This window comes from Aliamphritea hakodatensis, from assembly GCF_024347195.1.
Classification (GTDB): Bacteria; Pseudomonadota; Gammaproteobacteria; order Pseudomonadales; family Balneatricaceae; genus Amphritea; species Amphritea hakodatensis.
Map to the genome: position 1 here is coordinate 4,032,286 of NZ_AP025281.1, position 17,299 is coordinate 4,049,584.

General features: G+C 51.7%; 18 protein-coding genes and 5 tRNA genes. 10 read left to right on the plus strand and 13 right to left on the minus strand.

Annotation, left to right across the window (positions count from 1 at the left end):
• The first annotated feature begins 37 nt into the window (after positions 1 to 37).
• The 9 genes from PCI15_RS18465 to PCI15_RS18505 all read left to right on the plus strand — a co-directional run bounded on the left by PCI15_RS18465 (position 38) and on the right by PCI15_RS18505 (position 7,375).
• Positions 38 to 2,500, plus strand: coding sequence for an intermembrane phospholipid transport protein YdbH family protein (locus PCI15_RS18465; RefSeq protein ID WP_271271390.1), 2,463 nt, complete (start codon positions 38 to 40; stop codon positions 2,498 to 2,500).
• 83 nt (positions 2,501 to 2,583) lie between these two features.
• Positions 2,584 to 2,778: a YnbE family lipoprotein gene (locus PCI15_RS18470; RefSeq protein WP_271274656.1), complete on the plus strand. Its 195-nt coding sequence runs from the start codon at positions 2,584 to 2,586 to the stop codon at positions 2,776 to 2,778.
• 10 nt (positions 2,779 to 2,788) lie between these two features.
• On the plus strand, positions 2,789 to 3,136 hold the full coding sequence (locus PCI15_RS18475; protein ID WP_271271391.1) for a YdbL family probable chaperone protein: 348 nt from the start codon (positions 2,789 to 2,791) through the stop codon (positions 3,134 to 3,136).
• Positions 3,137 to 3,232: 96 nt separating this feature from the next.
• On the plus strand, positions 3,233 to 3,757 hold the full coding sequence (locus tag PCI15_RS18480) for a disulfide bond formation protein B (RefSeq protein WP_271271392.1): 525 nt from the start codon (positions 3,233 to 3,235) through the stop codon (positions 3,755 to 3,757).
• A gap of 8 nt (positions 3,758 to 3,765) precedes the next feature.
• Positions 3,766 to 4,830, plus strand: a complete 1,065-nt coding sequence (locus PCI15_RS18485) for a lipid A deacylase LpxR family protein (RefSeq protein WP_271271393.1) — start codon at positions 3,766 to 3,768, stop codon at positions 4,828 to 4,830.
• 82 nt (positions 4,831 to 4,912) lie between these two features.
• Complete coding sequence (gene hisA, locus PCI15_RS18490; protein ID WP_271271394.1) at positions 4,913 to 5,671, plus strand: phosphoribosylformimino-5-aminoimidazole carboxamide ribotide isomerase; 759 nt, start codon at positions 4,913 to 4,915, stop codon at positions 5,669 to 5,671.
• An 84-nt stretch (positions 5,672 to 5,755) separates the two neighbouring features.
• A complete protein-coding gene (locus tag PCI15_RS18495; RefSeq protein ID WP_205657877.1) occupies positions 5,756 to 6,019 on the plus strand; it encodes a hypothetical protein in 264 nt (87 codons plus the stop codon).
• A gap of 12 nt (positions 6,020 to 6,031) precedes the next feature.
• The gene (locus PCI15_RS18500) at positions 6,032 to 6,799 is read left to right on the plus strand and encodes a DUF4197 domain-containing protein (protein ID WP_271271395.1); all 768 of its coding nucleotides are present in this window, start codon (positions 6,032 to 6,034) and stop codon (positions 6,797 to 6,799) included.
• 9 nt (positions 6,800 to 6,808) lie between these two features.
• Entirely contained in the window at positions 6,809 to 7,375 is a 567-nt protein-coding gene (locus PCI15_RS18505) for a peptidylprolyl isomerase (RefSeq protein ID WP_271271396.1), read from the plus strand.
• Positions 7,376 to 7,461: 86 nt separating this feature from the next.
• Here PCI15_RS18505 and PCI15_RS18510 read toward each other — a convergent pair whose 3' ends face one another.
• Genes PCI15_RS18510 through PCI15_RS18530 form a run of 5 tightly spaced genes read right to left on the minus strand, consistent with a single transcriptional unit; the run spans position 7,462 to position 11,151 of the window.
• Complete coding sequence (locus PCI15_RS18510) at positions 7,462 to 7,938, minus strand: YiiD C-terminal domain-containing protein (protein ID WP_271271397.1); 477 nt, start codon at positions 7,936 to 7,938, stop codon at positions 7,462 to 7,464.
• Between the two features lie 10 nt (positions 7,939 to 7,948).
• On the minus strand, positions 7,949 to 8,506 hold the full coding sequence (locus PCI15_RS18515; protein WP_271271398.1) for a nitroreductase family protein: 558 nt from the start codon (positions 8,504 to 8,506) through the stop codon (positions 7,949 to 7,951).
• A gap of 54 nt (positions 8,507 to 8,560) precedes the next feature.
• Entirely contained in the window at positions 8,561 to 9,397 is an 837-nt protein-coding gene (queF, locus tag PCI15_RS18520; protein ID WP_271271399.1) for an NADPH-dependent 7-cyano-7-deazaguanine reductase QueF, read from the minus strand.
• A 19-nt stretch (positions 9,398 to 9,416) separates the two neighbouring features.
• On the minus strand, positions 9,417 to 10,190 hold the full coding sequence (locus PCI15_RS18525) for an ABC transporter permease (RefSeq protein WP_271271400.1): 774 nt from the start codon (positions 10,188 to 10,190) through the stop codon (positions 9,417 to 9,419).
• 40 nt (positions 10,191 to 10,230) lie between these two features.
• A complete protein-coding gene (locus PCI15_RS18530; protein ID WP_271271401.1) occupies positions 10,231 to 11,151 on the minus strand; it encodes an ABC transporter ATP-binding protein in 921 nt (306 codons plus the stop codon).
• Positions 11,152 to 11,351: 200 nt separating this feature from the next.
• Between PCI15_RS18530 and PCI15_RS18535 the strand changes: the two genes are divergently transcribed.
• Positions 11,352 to 11,669 carry a PA2817 family protein gene (locus tag PCI15_RS18535; RefSeq protein WP_271271402.1) on the plus strand — a complete coding sequence of 106 codons (318 nt, stop codon included), beginning with the start codon at positions 11,352 to 11,354 and terminating at the stop codon, positions 11,667 to 11,669.
• Positions 11,670 to 11,686: 17 nt separating this feature from the next.
• On the opposite strand, the gene PCI15_RS18540 is transcribed toward PCI15_RS18535, so the two are convergent.
• The 8 genes from PCI15_RS18540 to PCI15_RS18575 all read right to left on the minus strand — a co-directional run bounded on the left by PCI15_RS18540 (position 11,687) and on the right by PCI15_RS18575 (position 17,044).
• On the minus strand, positions 11,687 to 14,545 hold the full coding sequence (locus PCI15_RS18540) for a bifunctional diguanylate cyclase/phosphodiesterase (RefSeq protein ID WP_271271403.1): 2,859 nt from the start codon (positions 14,543 to 14,545) through the stop codon (positions 11,687 to 11,689).
• Positions 14,546 to 14,560: 15 nt separating this feature from the next.
• Positions 14,561 to 15,754 (minus strand): porin family protein, encoded by a 1,194-nt coding sequence (locus PCI15_RS18545; RefSeq protein ID WP_271271404.1) that lies wholly within the window; start codon positions 15,752 to 15,754, stop codon positions 14,561 to 14,563.
• Complete coding sequence (locus PCI15_RS18550; protein WP_271271405.1) at positions 15,744 to 16,169, minus strand: hypothetical protein; 426 nt, start codon at positions 16,167 to 16,169, stop codon at positions 15,744 to 15,746. Before PCI15_RS18550 ends, PCI15_RS18545 begins: the two co-directional genes overlap by 11 nt.
• 162 nt (positions 16,170 to 16,331) lie before the next feature.
• A tRNA-Glu gene (locus tag PCI15_RS18555) sits at positions 16,332 to 16,407 on the minus strand.
• A 24-nt stretch (positions 16,408 to 16,431) separates the two neighbouring features.
• A tRNA-Gly gene (locus tag PCI15_RS18560) sits at positions 16,432 to 16,507 on the minus strand.
• A 14-nt stretch (positions 16,508 to 16,521) separates the two neighbouring features.
• Positions 16,522 to 16,597 (minus strand) — tRNA-Glu (locus PCI15_RS18565).
• A 254-nt stretch (positions 16,598 to 16,851) separates the two neighbouring features.
• Positions 16,852 to 16,927 (minus strand) — tRNA-Gly (locus tag PCI15_RS18570).
• 41 nt (positions 16,928 to 16,968) lie between these two features.
• Positions 16,969 to 17,044, minus strand: a tRNA-Glu gene (locus PCI15_RS18575).
• Positions 17,045 to 17,299: the final 255 nt, after the last annotated feature.

Genomic DNA, 17,299 nt, shown 5'->3' on the forward strand with positions numbered 1-17,299 from the left:
ACAGCCAGGGTAAGACAACGAACAGGGAGGCACGGTATTGATTAGACGCACAACCCGGATATTACTGTCAGCCCTGTTTATTGCCTTTGCATCAGCACTGATCATCACGCTGCTTGCCAGTTATTTCTACTGGCAGCAACTTATTCCCTGGGCCGCTGAACGCTGGCTGCAACAGCATCGCTGGGAAATCACCGAAATACAGGGCACCGCCCCCTCCACAAAAGGCTGGCAGATAGACTCCCTGAGCCTTCAGCAAACCTCACCGACAGGTGAAAATACTCAGCTGCACCTGAACGGCCTGAACCTCAGCTGGGATATATCCCGCCTGTATACAGAGGGGAAACTCGAACGTATTGAACTGCAAAGTGCAGATATCCGCCTGACTCCCACACCCGCAGAGACAACTTACGCACCACTGGATCTGAGACCCTGGCTGTCACCGGCCATCATCAGCCAGTTACCGGCGGCCGATATCCGGCTCAGCAATCTCAGCATCCGGCGTGAACAGGCCGGGGAAAACACTCATATACTGACCAGTCTGTCTCTCGTTAACGGCACCCTGGACTGGCAAAGCCAGCTGATTGTACTGCCGGATTATCCGGCACTGGAAGGCCTGACAGCCACTCTGAACGCACAACTCACAGACCAAACAAGCGCTGCGGAACCGGCGCTTCAACTCAGCCCGTTTAATCTGGATATCCGCCACCGCGAACAGCCGTTGCTCAGCAGCCGGGGCGACCTGAGCCTCGGAGACACCATCCGTTTAACCGCCGAACACCGGATAGAATTACAGCTACTAATAAGTGTGCTGCAGAAAATACCAGGCTCCGGCATCACCGATGCTCTTCTGCCCTGGGCCAGCGGTACGCTGAATATAGCAGGCACAACATCCCTGCAGCCCGACTTTAACCCGGTAGCACCGTTACAAAGCCTGCAACCTGAAAGCGAGCAAACCGTCTCACTGACTATCCCGCCGGTTGCGCTTTCTGAAACAGGGCTTGCAAATGTATCCGGGCACGCAGGGCTGGAGCTTGTTGCTGATATTTCACTCACCCCGCAAATCCTGAAACTCACAGTGAATGACACCAGGCTGACAGTGACTGATTTACAGACCCCATTGCTGAACAGCCAGAAACTGCGCCTGTCACTGCAGCCCGCCACCGGTATTCGGGTGCCGTTGGCAGACCTGAACAATCCGGACCTGGCACTGCAAATGCCGGCAACAGTGTTTAAGTTACACAGTCAGGACAGTGCGATCATATCCGGTCAGCAACCATGGTCCGTCAGCCACCAGCCAATACAGTTAACAACCGATACATTTGCCCTGTGCATTGCAAACATATGCCCGGCAGACGCTCTGAAAATAACCGGGACACTTGAGGCAAAAAAAGTTCTGATCAGCCACCCTGATTTCCCCTTACCCGAAGCCAGCCTGACCAGCCAGTGGCAACTGCATCAGGAAAGCCACACCGCCGATTTCACACAACAGTTTCGCCTGCTGCTGGCAGATCCGCTGCTGCCCGGCGGGCAGCAATTAATACGGGGCAATTCCCGCACTCAGAGCCGTGCCGGTCCGCCTTTAACAACGGCAAACTGGCAACTGAAACTCACCTCACTGGACGGCGCAGAGAATCTGATAAAACGCTATTACCCGGATCTTCCGGAAGAACTGGCACTGAACGGCGGCAGCCTCAGCCACCAGGGCGCTTTACATTTTGAAAACAACCGGCTGGCATTACGGTTACGGCAACGGGTAGAAAATCTCAGCGGCCAGCTGGAGCAGAATTCGTGGGGAGGGCTCAACTGGCAATCAGATTTTCGCCGCAGTCTCAGCGGAAACCTGCGAGATGATGGCAGCCTGAATGTCGACTATATTGCCGCCGGCATCCCCATCGAACAGTTCAGCAGTCACTATCAGCTTCGCCCGGTAAAAGGAAAATCCAAAAGCCTACAGCTGCGGTTAACCCAGCCTCAGGCACAATTATTAGGCGGTGAAGTACTGGCTGAAGACTTTGTTATCAGTGAATCATTCGGATTGAATACCCGGCTCACCCTGAAAAATATCCAGCTTGCCGATGTACTGGCACTGGAACAACAGGAAGGCCTTACCGGCTCAGGAACCTTACAGGGCAGTATTCCGCTGAACAAAACCGCCGTGGGGTTTCAGGTCACTGATGGCCGGATTTATAACACCGGAACCGGCTGGATCAGATTCCGGCCAACACCGGAATTAACAGCCCTTGCGAAAAGAACACCCGGGCTGGATACGGCCTTCAAAGCGCTGGAAAACCTGCAGTACTCACAGCTAAACATCGGCGTCGATTATCAGCCGGATGGCAGCACCCGGCTCAATACCCGGTTAAAGGGACTGAACCCGGACTGGAATGCCGGCCAGCGAATAGAGTTCGGCATCAACATCGAAGAGAACTTATTACAATTAATCAAGGCTTTACAGTACACGAACAAATTGACTCGCAGCCTTGAGAAGCGTTACCGTTAAGTGCTGGAACCTGCAGACAGGAACCGGATACGTCTGAAAGGTTCTAACAGGTATTGGAGAGACCTATGCTCATAAGACTGGTTATGAAATTCTGGCGAAGTACCGGCGTAATACTCGGTATTTGCATCTTATTATCTGCCTGTGCCCCAACGGTACAGGTCGCTGTTCCCAACGAACCCATCACAATCAATCTCAATGTCAAAATTGAACACGAGATTCTGGTGAAAGTTGATAAAGAAATTGATGACCTGTTTACAGAAAACAGTGACTTATTCTAGGAGCTAAATAATGATCAAATGTGCATTAAAAACCGTTATGAAGCCGCTTATTCTGCTCACCTTAATGGTTAGCCTTGCCAATACCGCCTGGGCTTTAAATCTTGATGAAGCCAAATCCCAGGGACTGGTCGGCGAATTATCCAATGGCTATCTGGGGCTGATCAAAAACGGCAACTCTGCTGTAAAAAACCTGGTTGATGACATTAACCGCAAACGCCGTGCCGCATACGCAGCTAAAGCCCAAAAAGCAGGTGTCGAATTAAAAATAATTGAAATTCGTATCGGCGAACGCTTGCAAGAACGCGCTAAGAAAGGCGAATATGTCCAGCGCAGTAACGGTCAATGGCAAAAAAAATAACAATAATCTGAAAGCTTTCGCGGTGAAACCAGCGCAGACTGAGTGCCCACAGAGGCACACCGGGTAAGACTTTCCTAAAAGTGAATGGGTAAAGAAGTGAGCACCTTTGGAGTAACGGGACGCCCCTCTTATCGATCGAATAACCTGCTGGGATTTGTAATATGCGCCGGCCTGCTGGCAGCGATAAATATCTACATAAGCCCGCTGATTAACCTGGCAGAATGTGCCCTGTGCACAGTCACCCGGCTGACACTTGTTGCAATGGCCGGGCTGTTTTTTCTGGGTTTCATATTTAACAGCATTCCCTGGTTACAACGGTTATTCTCGATTTTTAATCTGTTGCTGATAACACTCGCAGCAACCGCCAGTATCCGTAATCTGGCACAAGAATCACGTACAGCAGCTGAACAGTGTACCCAGCCGGTGGTTGATATACTGAAAATCAATAACCTGGACGGCATTATCGCCGCGTATCAGAATGCATCTGTTTGTCAGGTACAGGAATGGCAGCTTGGCGTGTTAAGCTACGCCCACCTTTCTCTGATAGCTCTTGCAGGCCTGACGGTTGTTGTATGGAAATTAATGACAAAAAGAGCCCGGCGCGACACGTTCTTCCGCTGAGCTCAAAATTGAACTGCCTGTTACTGTGCGCCGGACTGATATCCGCAACAGTACAGGCAGCAGAACCCGCCCCTGAAGATTCCCAGTCCCTGGCGCCTGAATGGGCGGAAAACGGTACCCTTAACCTCTACTTTGAAAATGATCTGTTTGCTGAAACCGATCAGAATTATACCAACGGTATACGGGCGTCTTACGTTACCGGCGACCTCACCAGCTTTTTAAACGATCCCGAGCTGCCGGAATGGATCCGTCGCTATAACACCCTCATTAACCCGCTGCTCAACTGGCACAATCCGAACATTAACCCGCAGGAAACACACCGCAACCTGGTGGTAACCTTTGGACAGCAAATATTCACCCCCAGTGACATCGACCGCACCACAGTTGACCCGGACGACCGCCCTTATGCAGGGTGGCTGTATCTGGGACTCGGCTATAACCAGAACAATGATCGCTGGATGGACTCTACCCAGCTAAACATAGGTGTTATTGGCCCGGCGGCACTGGGCCAGGAAGCCCAGGATTTTATTCATGACCTGCGCGGGTTTGAAAAATTCAAAGGCTGGGATAACCAGTTGGATAATGAGCCTGGTTTTCAGTTCGTCTACGAAACCAAGTACAGACAGGACGACTACCGGCTGATTGATGACCTGAATTACGATGTTATCTATCACAGTGGTTTCAGCCTCGGGAACGTCGCCACCTATCTGAACGCCGGTGCAGAGTTGCGTATCGGCTGGAACCTGCCAAACGACTTTGGTACATCCACCCTGCGCCCCGGTGGCGACAACAGCGCACCGGGCCGGTATAAACTGGGGACAACCACCAGCGTCCATACATTTTTCTCTGCCGATGCGCGGCTGGTTGCCAGGGACATATTTCTCGACGGCAACACCTTCAGTAGCAGCCATTCCGTCGACAAAGAATATCTGGTGGGCGACCTTGCTGCCGGTATTGCAGTATTAAGTGGCCGCTGGAAAATTGCCTATGCACAGATTTTCCGCACCAAAGAATTTAAGGGCCAGCCGAGCAGCCACAGTTACGGATCGTTATCCATTACATATAATTTCTGATAAGCAGCGATACTGCCCCCCGTGTGCTACTATGCCGCCATCTGTAACACTCGCTTATCCAATTGATTAAATAGGTATTTTTGTGACCAAATTTCGCCCCTGCATAGACCTCCATCAGGGTCAGGTAAAACAGATTGTCGGTGGCAGCCTGAACGATCAGGGCGCTGACACAAATTTTGTCAGCCAGCATGATGCCGCCCACTACGCCAACCTGTACCGTCAGCACAACCTGACCGGAGGCCATGTCATTGCACTGGGCCCGGGAAATAAAGAACAGGCACTCAACGCCCTGTCACAATGGCCTGACGGACTGCAGTTTGGCGGTGGCGTCAATGCAGAAAACGCTGCAGAATTCCTGGCAGCGGGCGCATCCCATGTCATCGTCACCTCTTACCTGTTCGAAAACGGTCAGTTCAGCTGGCAGCGGCTGGAAGAAATCAAACAGATTACCGGTGCTGAGCGGCTGATTCTTGACCTCAGCTGCCGCCGCACCGCATCAGGCTGGAATATTGCCACCGACCGCTGGCAAACCGTTACCGATACCCCGGTTAACGCAGCAACGCTGGCTTCCTTAAGTGAACACTGCGCTGAATTTCTGATTCACGCAGCGGATGTTGAAGGGCTGCAGGGCGGCATTGATGAAGATCTGGTCACCCTGCTGGGTGAGGCCTGCACCATTCCTGTCACATACGCTGGCGGCGCCCGCAGCCTTGAAGACCTGAAACTGGTCGATACCCTGTCCGGCGGCAAAGTTGATCTGACCATTGGCAGTGCGCTGGATATTTTTGGCGGTAAAGGTGTCACACTGGAAGACTGTATAAACTGGAATAACCAACACTGATGTCGTCACCGAACCGGGGCTATAAACACCCGGTTCAGCTAGTAGAGGCGATGATAGTTAAACGCTGAAAAAAGCCGGATCCGCATGACAACACAGACATCTTCCGCCGGTACAGGAGCAGGTATCTGCAGCTGTGCAATGGCACTGGCCGGAATATTCTTCTGGGGCATTATATTTGTCCCCCTTGCTTTTCTGTTCATGCTACCCGGCTTTTTACTGGCGATTATTAACGGCAGCCGGGCAGGCCTTGGCTATAATTTTCTGGCACTGCTGCTCACCATTGCCGCCATTGTCACCTCACCGGTGCTGCTTGGCGTCATTGGCCTCAGCAGCCTCGCTATTCTGTAAACGGACATCACTATGAAGACTTCTAATCTGATTCTCAGTACCACGCTGGCAACATTACTCGCGCTGCCGGCACAAGCAGGCTTTGGCGACCTCCTCAAAGAAGTGGAAAACGCCGGCAAAGACATTCTCAAAGAAACGACCCAATCATCAGACTCCGGAAATAAAGCCGCCGGGCTGGATTACAACACCCTGGTTGCCGGTCTTAAAGAAGCCCTGGATGTGGGTAGCCGCCGGGCGGTGGAATCACTGGGCCAGACCGACGGTTATATGTCTAACGCGCTGGCCCGTATTCCTTTGCCGGAGCCGCTGGAAAAAGCCAGCAGCCTGATGCGCAAATTCGGCCTGGGCGACCAGGTGGATCAGTTCGAACTGAGCATGAACCGCGCGGCAGAGAAAGCCGCCCCACAGGCTACCGAGATTATTGTTTCCACCATTAAGGACATGAGCATCGAAGATGCCGAAAAGATTCTTAACGGCCCGGATAACGCGGCGACAGAATATTTTCGCAGTAAAACCTCTGCCCGCCTGACCGAACTGTTTAAACCAAGCATTAAACACTCAATGGATCAGGTAGGCGCGACCCGCTATTACAGCCAGTTAAGCCAGGAAGCCAATAAAGTCCCACTGGTGGGTGACGTAGCAAAAGGCTATAACCTGGAAGATCACGTGACCAGCAGTGCGCTGGACGGGCTGTTTAACATGCTCGCAGCCGAAGAAAAGAAGATCCGCGAAAACCCGGCTGCACGCACCACAGAACTTTTGAAACAAGTCTTTAAATAAGGAAATCCAATGAAACACCTGATGACCCGGATCAGCGCTGTGCTGATCGCCATGATGCTTCTCTGCAGCAATGCCTTTGCAGCTGACAACCCGGTGGTGACCCTGACAACCTCGGAGGGCACCATCACGCTGGAACTCTATCCCGAAAAAGCCCCTCACACAGTGAAAAACTTCCTGGCCTATGTGGATAACGGCTTCTATCCGGGGACGGTGTTTCACCGGGTCATTGATGACTTTATGATTCAGGGTGGTGGCTTTACCAGCAAAATGACCAAAAAAGAAACTCTGCCCCCGATCATCAATGAATCAGCCAACGGCCTGATTAACAAGAAAGGTAGCATTTCTATGGCCCGTACCCAGGTTGCAGACAGTGCCACATCACAGTTTTTCATTAACCTGAAGGATAATCACTTCCTGAACGGTACGCCGGGCAAACCCGGTTATGCGGTGTTTGGTCAGGTGATCGAAGGGATGGATGTGGTCGAGAAGATCGGTAAAACCCGCACCGGCAACAGCGGCCGCTATCAGAATGTGCCGGTGAAGAGAATCACCATCAACAGTGCTGAACGTTCATAACTGAACCCATCATCAAAGCATTAAAAAAGCCTGCAGATCTGCAGGCTTTTTTATATCTTCGGAGGTGTAACAACCTCTGCGAGGCCTTAGCGGATCCTGGCGAAATAGGTCCCCGTCAGGGTTAGTGCCGGGCTTTCTCCCTGCTGAGTGATGACAACATTCAGGGTCACCCTGCTGCGGCCATTTTCCTGCAGATAGCTGACAAAGCCAGGCCATTCCGCTTCAGGAAACGCCGCCTGAGCCGCAAAGTCACCGGTCACCGGTGCCAGATACTTCAGCTGGCTGTCGCGGATCATCACATCGCAGTCCAGCCCTTCACGCCGCAATCCCAGCGTCACCAGCGCCCAGCCACACAGGGTCGCCAGCGTTGCCAGCGAACCGCCAAAGCCAGTGCCTTTGTCATTCACGTTAGGCGCCAGTTCCGCAGCCATTACCAGAGTATTATCCTTAAAATGCAGCGGTTTCATGCCCATATGGCTGAGTAACGGAATCTGCGACTGCAGCCAGGGCAGAAACTTCTCCGGATCGGTCTCCAGCTGCGCTTGCGGAATCTGCTCGGACATCACTGCTTACCTAAGCCGGCCAGCGGCTGACATAGTCATTGCTGTCTAACAATGGCGCGGTTCGCTGCTTGCCGGGAGTACCCATATAGACAAACCCGATGATCTCTTCATGGGCTGCCAGCCCCAGGCCTTCTTTGACCACCGGGTCGTAAGCAACACCGCCGGTGCGCCACATAGCGCCCACCCCCTGCGCATTGGCTGCCAACAGCATGTTTTGCACAGCACACCCTGCCGCAATCAGCTGTTCACTGGCGGGGACTTTCGGATGTTCAGTCACTGCGGCAATTGCCACAATGATGGTCGGCGCACGGAAGGTCATTTTACGGTTACGGGTCAGGACATCTTCAGTCACATCCGGGTTAGCCTGCAGTGCTGCACGGGCATACAGCTCGCCCAGTTCACCACGGGCGTCCCCCTCTATGACCAGAAAACGCCATGGCCGCAGTGCTGCATGGTCAGGGGCACGCATTGCCGCCGTAAACATATTGTCCAGCTGGGCGGCGTCCGGGCCGGGTTCCTGTAACAAAGGCTGGGAAAAACGTTGCTGTAAATTAGTTAACGCATCCATAGAAGGTCCTTAAAATATTACCGGGGCAGATTGCTGCCCCGGAGATAAAAGAAATTACTGGCGGCTTAAGCGAAGATTTTCAGGCACCACTGCCTGACTGCTGCGATACGGATTAATATCCAGACCGCCCCGGCGCAGATAACGGGCATAGACCGTCAGCGCCTGTGGCTGACACTGCTGCCAGATATCCATGAAAATAGACTCGACACACTGCTCATGGAAATCACCGTGCTCACGGTACGACACCAGATACTTCAGTAAGCCTTCGCGGTTGACCGGGGCGCCACGATATTCAATCACAATACTGGCCCAGTCAGGCTGGCCGGTTACCGGGCAGTTCGACTTCAGCAAATGGCTGTAGAGACTTTCTGTCACTTCTTCAGTGGCATCTTCGCGTAAGCCCAGACAGTCCGCATTCGGCTCATAATCGGAAATTTCCACATCCAGCTCGTCAATGCACTCACCGCTGAACTGACTGACCTGACCGGCACCGTCCAGCGCCAGCAACGCCACCTGAACCTCAGCACCTGCCGCGGCAGAAAGATCTGTCTGCATCCGTTGCTGCACTTCTGCTTCGGTTGCAAAGGCTGTCAGGTTAAAAGAGTTCAGATACAGTTTGAAGGATTTGGACTCAATAATATGGCTGGAATCAGCAGGAATACGGAATTCTGCCAGACGCACCACAGGCTTACCTTTCAGATTCAGCCAGGAGACTTCATAGGCATTCCAGATATCCACGCCGGTAAACGGCAGGCTGCGCTGCTCTACGCCACGGGCCTGCCAGTTCAGATCCCGCTGGATCGGATACAGCAGTCCCGGGTCATACTGATTCACGTACTGTGTATCTGCCCCCAGCGGGGCATGATGTAAACTTTCTTCTATCTCTTTCATCTTATCTCTACCGGCCGGCTCAGTGGCGTATACCCCGCCCGGAGCCCAGCAAATGTAACGAATAGGCAAACAATACCAGAATAAAAACAATAATCATGCTGAAGGCAAACACGATATCAATATCACTGACCCCGAGAATGCCATACCTGAAGGTATTCACCATATATAAAATCGGATTCAGCTGGGAAACTCCCTGCCAGAATGCCGGCAACAGGCTGATTGAATAAAATACGCCCCCCAGGTAGGTCAGCGGGGTCAGCACGAATGTCGGTATGATCGATACATCATCAAAGCTGTTGGCAAATACAGCATTAATGAAGCCACCCAGCGAAAACAGAATCGCGGTCAGTAATACAACGGCCACCATCACCCACAGGTTATGAATTTGCAGGTCGGTAAAAAACAGTGACAGACAGGTAACAATAAAGCCGACCCCCAGCCCACGTGCAGAGCCGCCGACCACATAGCCGCTCAGAATCACCCAGTTAGGTACCGGAGAAACCAGCAACTCTTCTATATGCCGCTGGAACTTGGTGCTGTAAAACGAAGACACCACATTACTGTAAGAGTTAGTGATGACCGACATCATGATCAGCCCGGGCACGATATATTCCATGTAATCAAAGCCGCCCATTTCACCGATCCGCGAGCCGATCAGATTCCCGAAGATAATGAAATAGAGTGTCATTGTGATGGCAGGCGGCAGCAGCGTCTGCCCCCAGATCCGCGTAAAGCGGCGAATCTCGCGGCTGACAATGGTCATGAATGCAACCCAAAGTTCTTTATTGCTCATCTGGTTTCCCGTCGTGTTTGTCCACTGACAAAGCCATTATTTATTTAAGATTCTTATCCACTAACGAAACAAACAACTCTTCAAGACGGTTGCTCTTATTACGCATGCTGGTCACTTCAATGCCCTGCTCCGCCAACTGGCTGAAGATAGGATTCATGCCCTTATTCTTTTCAACTTCCACCAGCAAACGCTGGTCAGTATCCAGTGCAACCGCATAACCATCCAGGCGGGGAGCCTGTTGCAGGGCTGGTGAGACATCCAGCACAAAGGATTCCGTATTCAGCTGAGCCAGCAAGGCAGACATGGTCGTGTTCTGAATGATTTCGCCGTGGTCAATAATGGCAATATTGCGGCACAGCTGCTCGGCTTCTTCCAGATAATGTGTAGTAAGGATAATGCTGGTCCCTTCAGCATTAATTTCTTCCAGAAACTCCCACATTGACCGGCGTAACTCAATATCCACGCCGGCAGTCGGCTCATCCAGAATCAGCAGTCTGGGTTCGTGGACCAGCGCCCGGGCAATCATCAGCCGCCGCTTCATTCCCCCTGACAGCATCCGGGAAATATCATTACGCTTTTCCCACAAGCCGAGCTTTTCCAGATAATGATCGGCCCGCTCTGAGGCTTCCGCGGCGGCAATGCCGTAGTACCCTGCCTGAGTGGTGACAATATCCTTCACCTTCTCAAACATATTGAAATTAAACTCCTGCGGCACAACCCCCAGCTCACGTTTCGCCGCAGCGGCATCGGTGTCCAGATCATGTCCGAATACGGAAATCTGTCCCGAGGTTTTATTGACCAGCGATGACACGATGCCAAGGGTCGTTGATTTACCGGCACCGTTAGGTCCGAGCAATGCAAAGAAGTCTCCCTGCTGAACCTCGAAAGAAATCCCTTTTAAAGCTTCAAAGCCATTGCCATACACTTTACGAAGATTCTGAACGGTTAATGCGCGGGTCATGAAATTTCCTGTTAGCTGTCTGAAGCGCAACATTTGCGCAGGCAAGAACAACATAAGTGGGGATAATCCCCGCTTTTTTCAAGCGCTGTCCTTCCGGGAGCTATACTCTTGTTAGATCATAGTGAAGCTGTTAAATTTGCCGCCACGCTTATCCGCGTCCATTCGCTGTATATTCAGTACATATCAACCCCGGGATTCCCATGACACCACGTGAAGAAATAGCCGAAGCATTCCGCGCCGTTCAAAGTACACTTGAGAAAGGCCTGCAGGCTACCGGCAGTGAAGATGCCATCGTCGCCATGCAACACCGCTTTGAGAACATCTATGAGGCAATCGAGGCCGATGAAGATTATGTCTATCTGGCACAGGAAACGATTGCTAACTTCTTCATCATGCATCCCAACCTCACCCACGTCATTCCCCGGGAACTGCTGTGGCGGCTGGGCGGCTCATGCCTGCATTTTCTGACCGATGATGAAATAACCGAATTTACCCGTCAGGAAGAACAGCTGCACTGAACCTCCGGTGCAGCCGGTCAGGTATCTGACGGTTCCGGTATCCGGTTCGTTACACAGACAAAGTCATATAGGGCATCGGCAGGCAGGGGTTTACTGTAATAATATCCCTGCACACAATAGCACCCCAGGGCAGTCATAAATTCCAGTTGTTGCGGGGTTTCCACACCTTCAGCGATGATTCCCAGTTCCAGCGACTGGCACATAGCGACGGTTGCCATGATGATTGACTCATCGCTCTTATCAATGCCGATATCCTTGATAAAACTGCGGTCAATTTTTAACTTTTCCACAGGCAGACGCTTCAGATAACTCAGGGATGAATATCCGGTTCCAAAATCATCCATGGCCAGAGATATCCCCAAATCCCGTAAGTATGTCAGCTTACCGATGGACACTTCCGGCTGGCGGATGATAAAACTTTCTGTCACTTCCAGCGCCAGATACTCAGGTTTTAGCTGCGCCTGCTCCAGTGCCGATTCAATACAGGGAATCAGTTGCTCGTTGGCAATCTGCTGCCCCGCCAGATTCACCGCCATGCGCATGGCAGGAAACCCCTGTGCCAGCCAGCGGCTCATCTGACTGCAGGCTTCGTGCAACACCCACTCCCCCAGCGGAATAATCAGATCAAGCTCTTCTGCCACAGGTATAAACCGGTTCGGGCTAAGCAAGCCTTCCTCCGGATGCTGCCAGCGTACCAGTGCCTCTATGCCCACCACCTGACCGGTTCGCGAGTCAACCTGAGGCTGATAATGCAGCACTAACTGATCACTCTGGATGGCCTTACGTAAATCAGCGCCTAACGAAAACCGTTCGAAGCGCTGGTTATCTTTCTCAATATCGTAAATGAAATATCCGTTTCTGCCGGCATCCTTGGCCTGAAACATAGCGACATCCGCATGCTTAATCAGGCTGGCGCCATCATCTCCGTGATCCGGATAAGCGCTGATACCAATACTTGCAGTGATAACCACCTCAAACTGCTCAACCCGAAACGGCCGCTGAAAAGCCTCCAGGACCTTACCGGCAACCTGCTTTACACCGTCCATATCAGCGGCACTGCTCAGTAATACTGTAAACTCATCCCCACCCAGCCGCGCCAGCAGATCCGTTTTCCGGATACAGTCATTAATCCGCTGGGTAGCAATTTGCAGTAACTGATCCCCCACCGAGTGCCCCAGAGAATCATTCACTTCTTTAAAGCGATCCAGATCAATAAATAAAACAGCCACATTTGCCGCCGCCATACGGGCTTTCTCAATCTCATTATTCAGGCAGCTCATGAAGAACTGACGGTTGGGTTTTTCTGTCAGAGGATCATGATTAGCCAGCCAGTGCAGGCGACGCTCAGCCCGTTTACGGTCACTGATATCCATACCGATAGACAGCAGCATAGGCGTTCCCTGTTCCCGCCTCAGTTTGGCGTGCAGCCAGGAAATATCGTGCTGATTACCGGCCGTATCCACCAGTACGCTGTCAGTCCGTACCTGGGTTTCAAGGCCCGACATCAGACGCTCGGACTGGGTGGTAAAATCCTGCTGTTCATCCTGCCGGAGCAACAGATCAAAAAAGTTAAGCCGGACAGGCTCACCGGGCTTGTACCCTACTAACTGCATCCCAAAATGATTCAGTGTGTATATATCCCCCTGAGGGCTCTGCGTCATAATCAGCATTGGCGCACTTTCCAACAGACTGACAAGAAAATCCCGCTCTTTACGCAACTCAAAGCGGCTCTTTTCCAGGCTTTCGGTTCGCTGCGTAACCACCCCCTCCAGCCGCTCCAGCTGTCCGGTCAGATCAAGCGTACTCTGCAACACGATATCCCGTTCGTCATAGCCAAAATGCCAGCCCGCCGAATTAAATTTCAGCAATTCGGTCCGCATTTTTGAATATTCACTTTTACTCAGTAGCGGCAGATGCTCCGCCAGAGATACCAGAAATGCCAGCGGGCGCCTCAGGGTCATAGCCATCAGCAGGCTGGCAATCACAATGCCAAACAGCCCTGTCAGCAGATAGTTAAACAGGGTCGTCTCAATGGTGCTTATATCCATTGATATATCGTCCAGCACAACCCAGTAAGCAGTACCGACAGCCACCCCCTGAAGGGGCTCCAGCAGGATTTCATAATCACTTTCCTGATAATGAATCCGGTAAACGCCTCCGTTTACACTGAAGGTTTCACGGCTGTTCAGTAATTCAAGAATCGGTTGATTTCGCTGCCGGTTAGTCAGAGAACTGATCAGCAGGCCCCAGTCATGTAACTCTCCGAGCTGCTCCGGGGCCCTCAGCGCCAAACCGATATCCAGTAAGGTTTGCTGTCTGACACTGTAAATCACATCATAAAGAAAGCTGCCAACCATCATGACACCGATACGGTGGTTATCCAGCAGCAGAGGAAGCAATACATAACGCACACACTCGGAGGTACAGATCAGCCTCCTTACGGGCCGTTCGGTTTCAATGACCCGCCGAATGTCTGAACCGGGAACAGTAATTTTATCTCCCCAGAACCCGCTCAGCTCTGCACGCTGGTCATACAGATAAATCGCACTGACAGCACCGCTGAGCTGCAGGGCATTAAAACGTCTGGCCACTGACTCTCTGAATCCGGCAAGCGCATCTTCCTGTCCGCTCGCCATACTGCGGGCATCGATAGAAATAAGCTCTGCCGTTTCCAGTAAACGTTCATAGGATACTTCCAGCGAGCCATTCAGACGGCCAATCTCAATTCGGTTAACGTATTCCCGTTGCCGGTCAAACTGCTGCTCAAGCTGATACATGGAAAATAACGCATATGCGCCCTGTACGCCGATCAGCACCAGCACCAGAATACAAAATATACGCCACTTCAAACTGATAAACCGGGTTGCTTCCATCATTCCTCAGCCCTGCTGTTAAAACCGGTAAGTGACTTGCAATGCAAATATGTTCCAGTACCGTGCGGCATCCGAATCGTCCGTATTATCCTGCTCCGGCAGCCAGCCGGTACCGTCAACATAGTGATACTCAGCCCGGATCAGCCAGGCAGGATCCGGCTGCCAGCCAACCCCCAGCGTGAGGTCTTTAGCAAAGAAGTTATAGGGGGCACGGCGAAAAGCAGCACTGTTTTCTTCCCCGTTCCGGTCAGACTTATCCAGATAGAGCACATCATAGCGGGCGATAAAATCCCAGCCTGGCGCAAAGCGGTACTGCGCCTGTAAATAGTAGGATTCAAACTCAGTCTGCGGGCGCTGAGTAAACACGCCCCCTAACTCGCGCCAGTCAACTTTGTGCCACATATATTCCGATGTAAAAGACCAGCGCTCGGTATTGTACTGGCCTGAAAGCACCGCCACATCCACCTTAAGATCCCCTTTGCTAAACTCTTTAAGGTCAGCGGGAAAACTGTTGCCGCTCTTAGGCTTATACCCCAGTTTAAATTCGGCCAGCGTCAGCCCGGCTCTGAAACGGTTTCCCTCTGAGCTGTAAATACCCCGCAACATCATCCCTTCAGAGTCATCAAAATGACCGCTGGCATCAAACGTCAGATAGGCATACTCAACATTTTCATCTTTACGGGGCATACCGTATACCAGATCCATATCCAGCCTGCCGCTGCCCAGATCCGTTCCGCCATACACTCCAAAACCGTCAACCGACAACTCGAGATCCCTGGCCTGATCAAAATACAGCGACTGAGGGAGGATGACAGACGGCCGGGTAAAGGCCACATCCCGGGTTTCATTATAAAAGCCGAAGGGGATCTTCAACCGCCCGGCCCGAACGCCATACTGCGCAACAGAGTTTTCAGCAATCCGGTAGTCCACCAAGGCGTAATCTATCTGTGGCGAGCCATCATCCACCTCGCCGGCACGGCGTGACATCAGCTGCCCGGCAATATGCAGCTGAGGCAATATTCTGTAACGGGCGTTCACCGCCACTTCCCTGAAATCAAAACTGCCGTCAGAACTATTTCCGTAAATATTATTATTGTCCGTATAGAAAAACCCCTGGGTTAAGAAGCCATTTATACTCAGCTCCTGAGCCAGAGCACCTGAAGGCAGTAATGACAAACCGCTTAGCAGTACCGCGCAAGCTCTAGTATTCATACACGACCCTCACGTTTTCCGTTCCTTTCAGATCCCCGTCGACATAGCCAATTGCCCCCTTACCTGCGGAGATCTTCTGCAACATTTCCTCTGCAGAAAACACCTGATGCGGCGCATCCCCGGAGCCGGTAAAAACCGCCCGGTCCCAGACTGCACGCAGTTGGTAAGGAAAGACTCTCAGATAACGTTTGGTAAAGCTAAGGTGCGCCGGATCATCGTCCGCAAAGACATACACCTCTACCGGCACGCCATCCTGCCAGTAATTGAGACGCATAGAGAAAACAGATAAAAGCAATTGCCGGCTGACAGACGCCGTATCAACATCAGGACTGACGATCACCGCCCCCGCCTGTAAATTCAGAGGGCTGAAGAGCAGCATAATAAACAGTGCTGATTTCCGTATCACTGCAAACATTACATGACCTGTTCAGTTGGCATGCAATCAGTATAAGTAAGGCTTTAGGGTATGAATACGATCTGAGGCACAGAGATATCCCAAAACGGAAACACAAAATACATTCAGTACGGGAAATATTGTTTGAAAACAGCAGGAAAACAAGGAAGTCTTGAAAAGAAGTGGCGTCCCATAGGGGGTTCGAACCCCTGTTACCGCCGTGAAAGGGCGGTGTCCTAGGCCACTAGACGAATGGGACGCATTTTACAGTCACACTGTAAATTGGAGCGGAATATCGGGCTCGAACCGACGACCTGAACCTTGGCAAGGTTCCGCTCTACCAACTGAGCTAATTCCGCCAAACCGGTGAAAATGGCGTCCCATAGGGGGTTCGAACCCCTGTTACCGCCGTGAAAGGGCGGTGTCCTAGACCACTAGACGAATGGGACGCAACAAATACTTAAGTTATTCGCAGACCTAAGTAACTTCCTCACCAGAGGAGGCGCGTATATTAATGAGTCATACCGGGTCCGTCAAGCAGCAAATTAAGTTTTTATAAAAGTTTTTTTGCAGCACTGGCCGGCTGTGATTCAGTGCAGAAATAACAGACACGCAGAAACGCTGCCAAAAGACAAAATCAGTGAAAAAACAGACAAGTAAAAATAACCGGGGGAAACATAAATACGATGAGAAAGGCAGGAATTGGAGCGGAATATCGGGCTCGAACCGACGACCTGAACCTTGGCAAGGTTCCGCTCTACCAACTGAGCTAATTCCGCGTCCTGCCAGAACGTACCTGAAGAAACAGGCAGTCTGAAAATGGCGTCCCATAGGGGGTTCGAACCCCTGTTACCGCCGTGAAAGGGCGGTGTCCTAGACCACTAGACGAATGGGACGCTGCGGCCTTCGTTAAAAGACGGTGCGTATACTATTGATCTGACGGCATCAGGTCAAGCACTCCGAAAAGATTTATATTAAAAATTAACTTTTTAGCGCTGCCTTCTGCATTGCAGAGGCCCGTTTGTCTGTTTTTCATACAGGCGTAACCGTTAAAGCACCTTGAGTCGCAAAAACCCGACAAAAACACTCTTTGCTAACACCGGCAAAATCGCCGAAGGTTACTAATAAATAAGGGGAAACATCCCAAATTC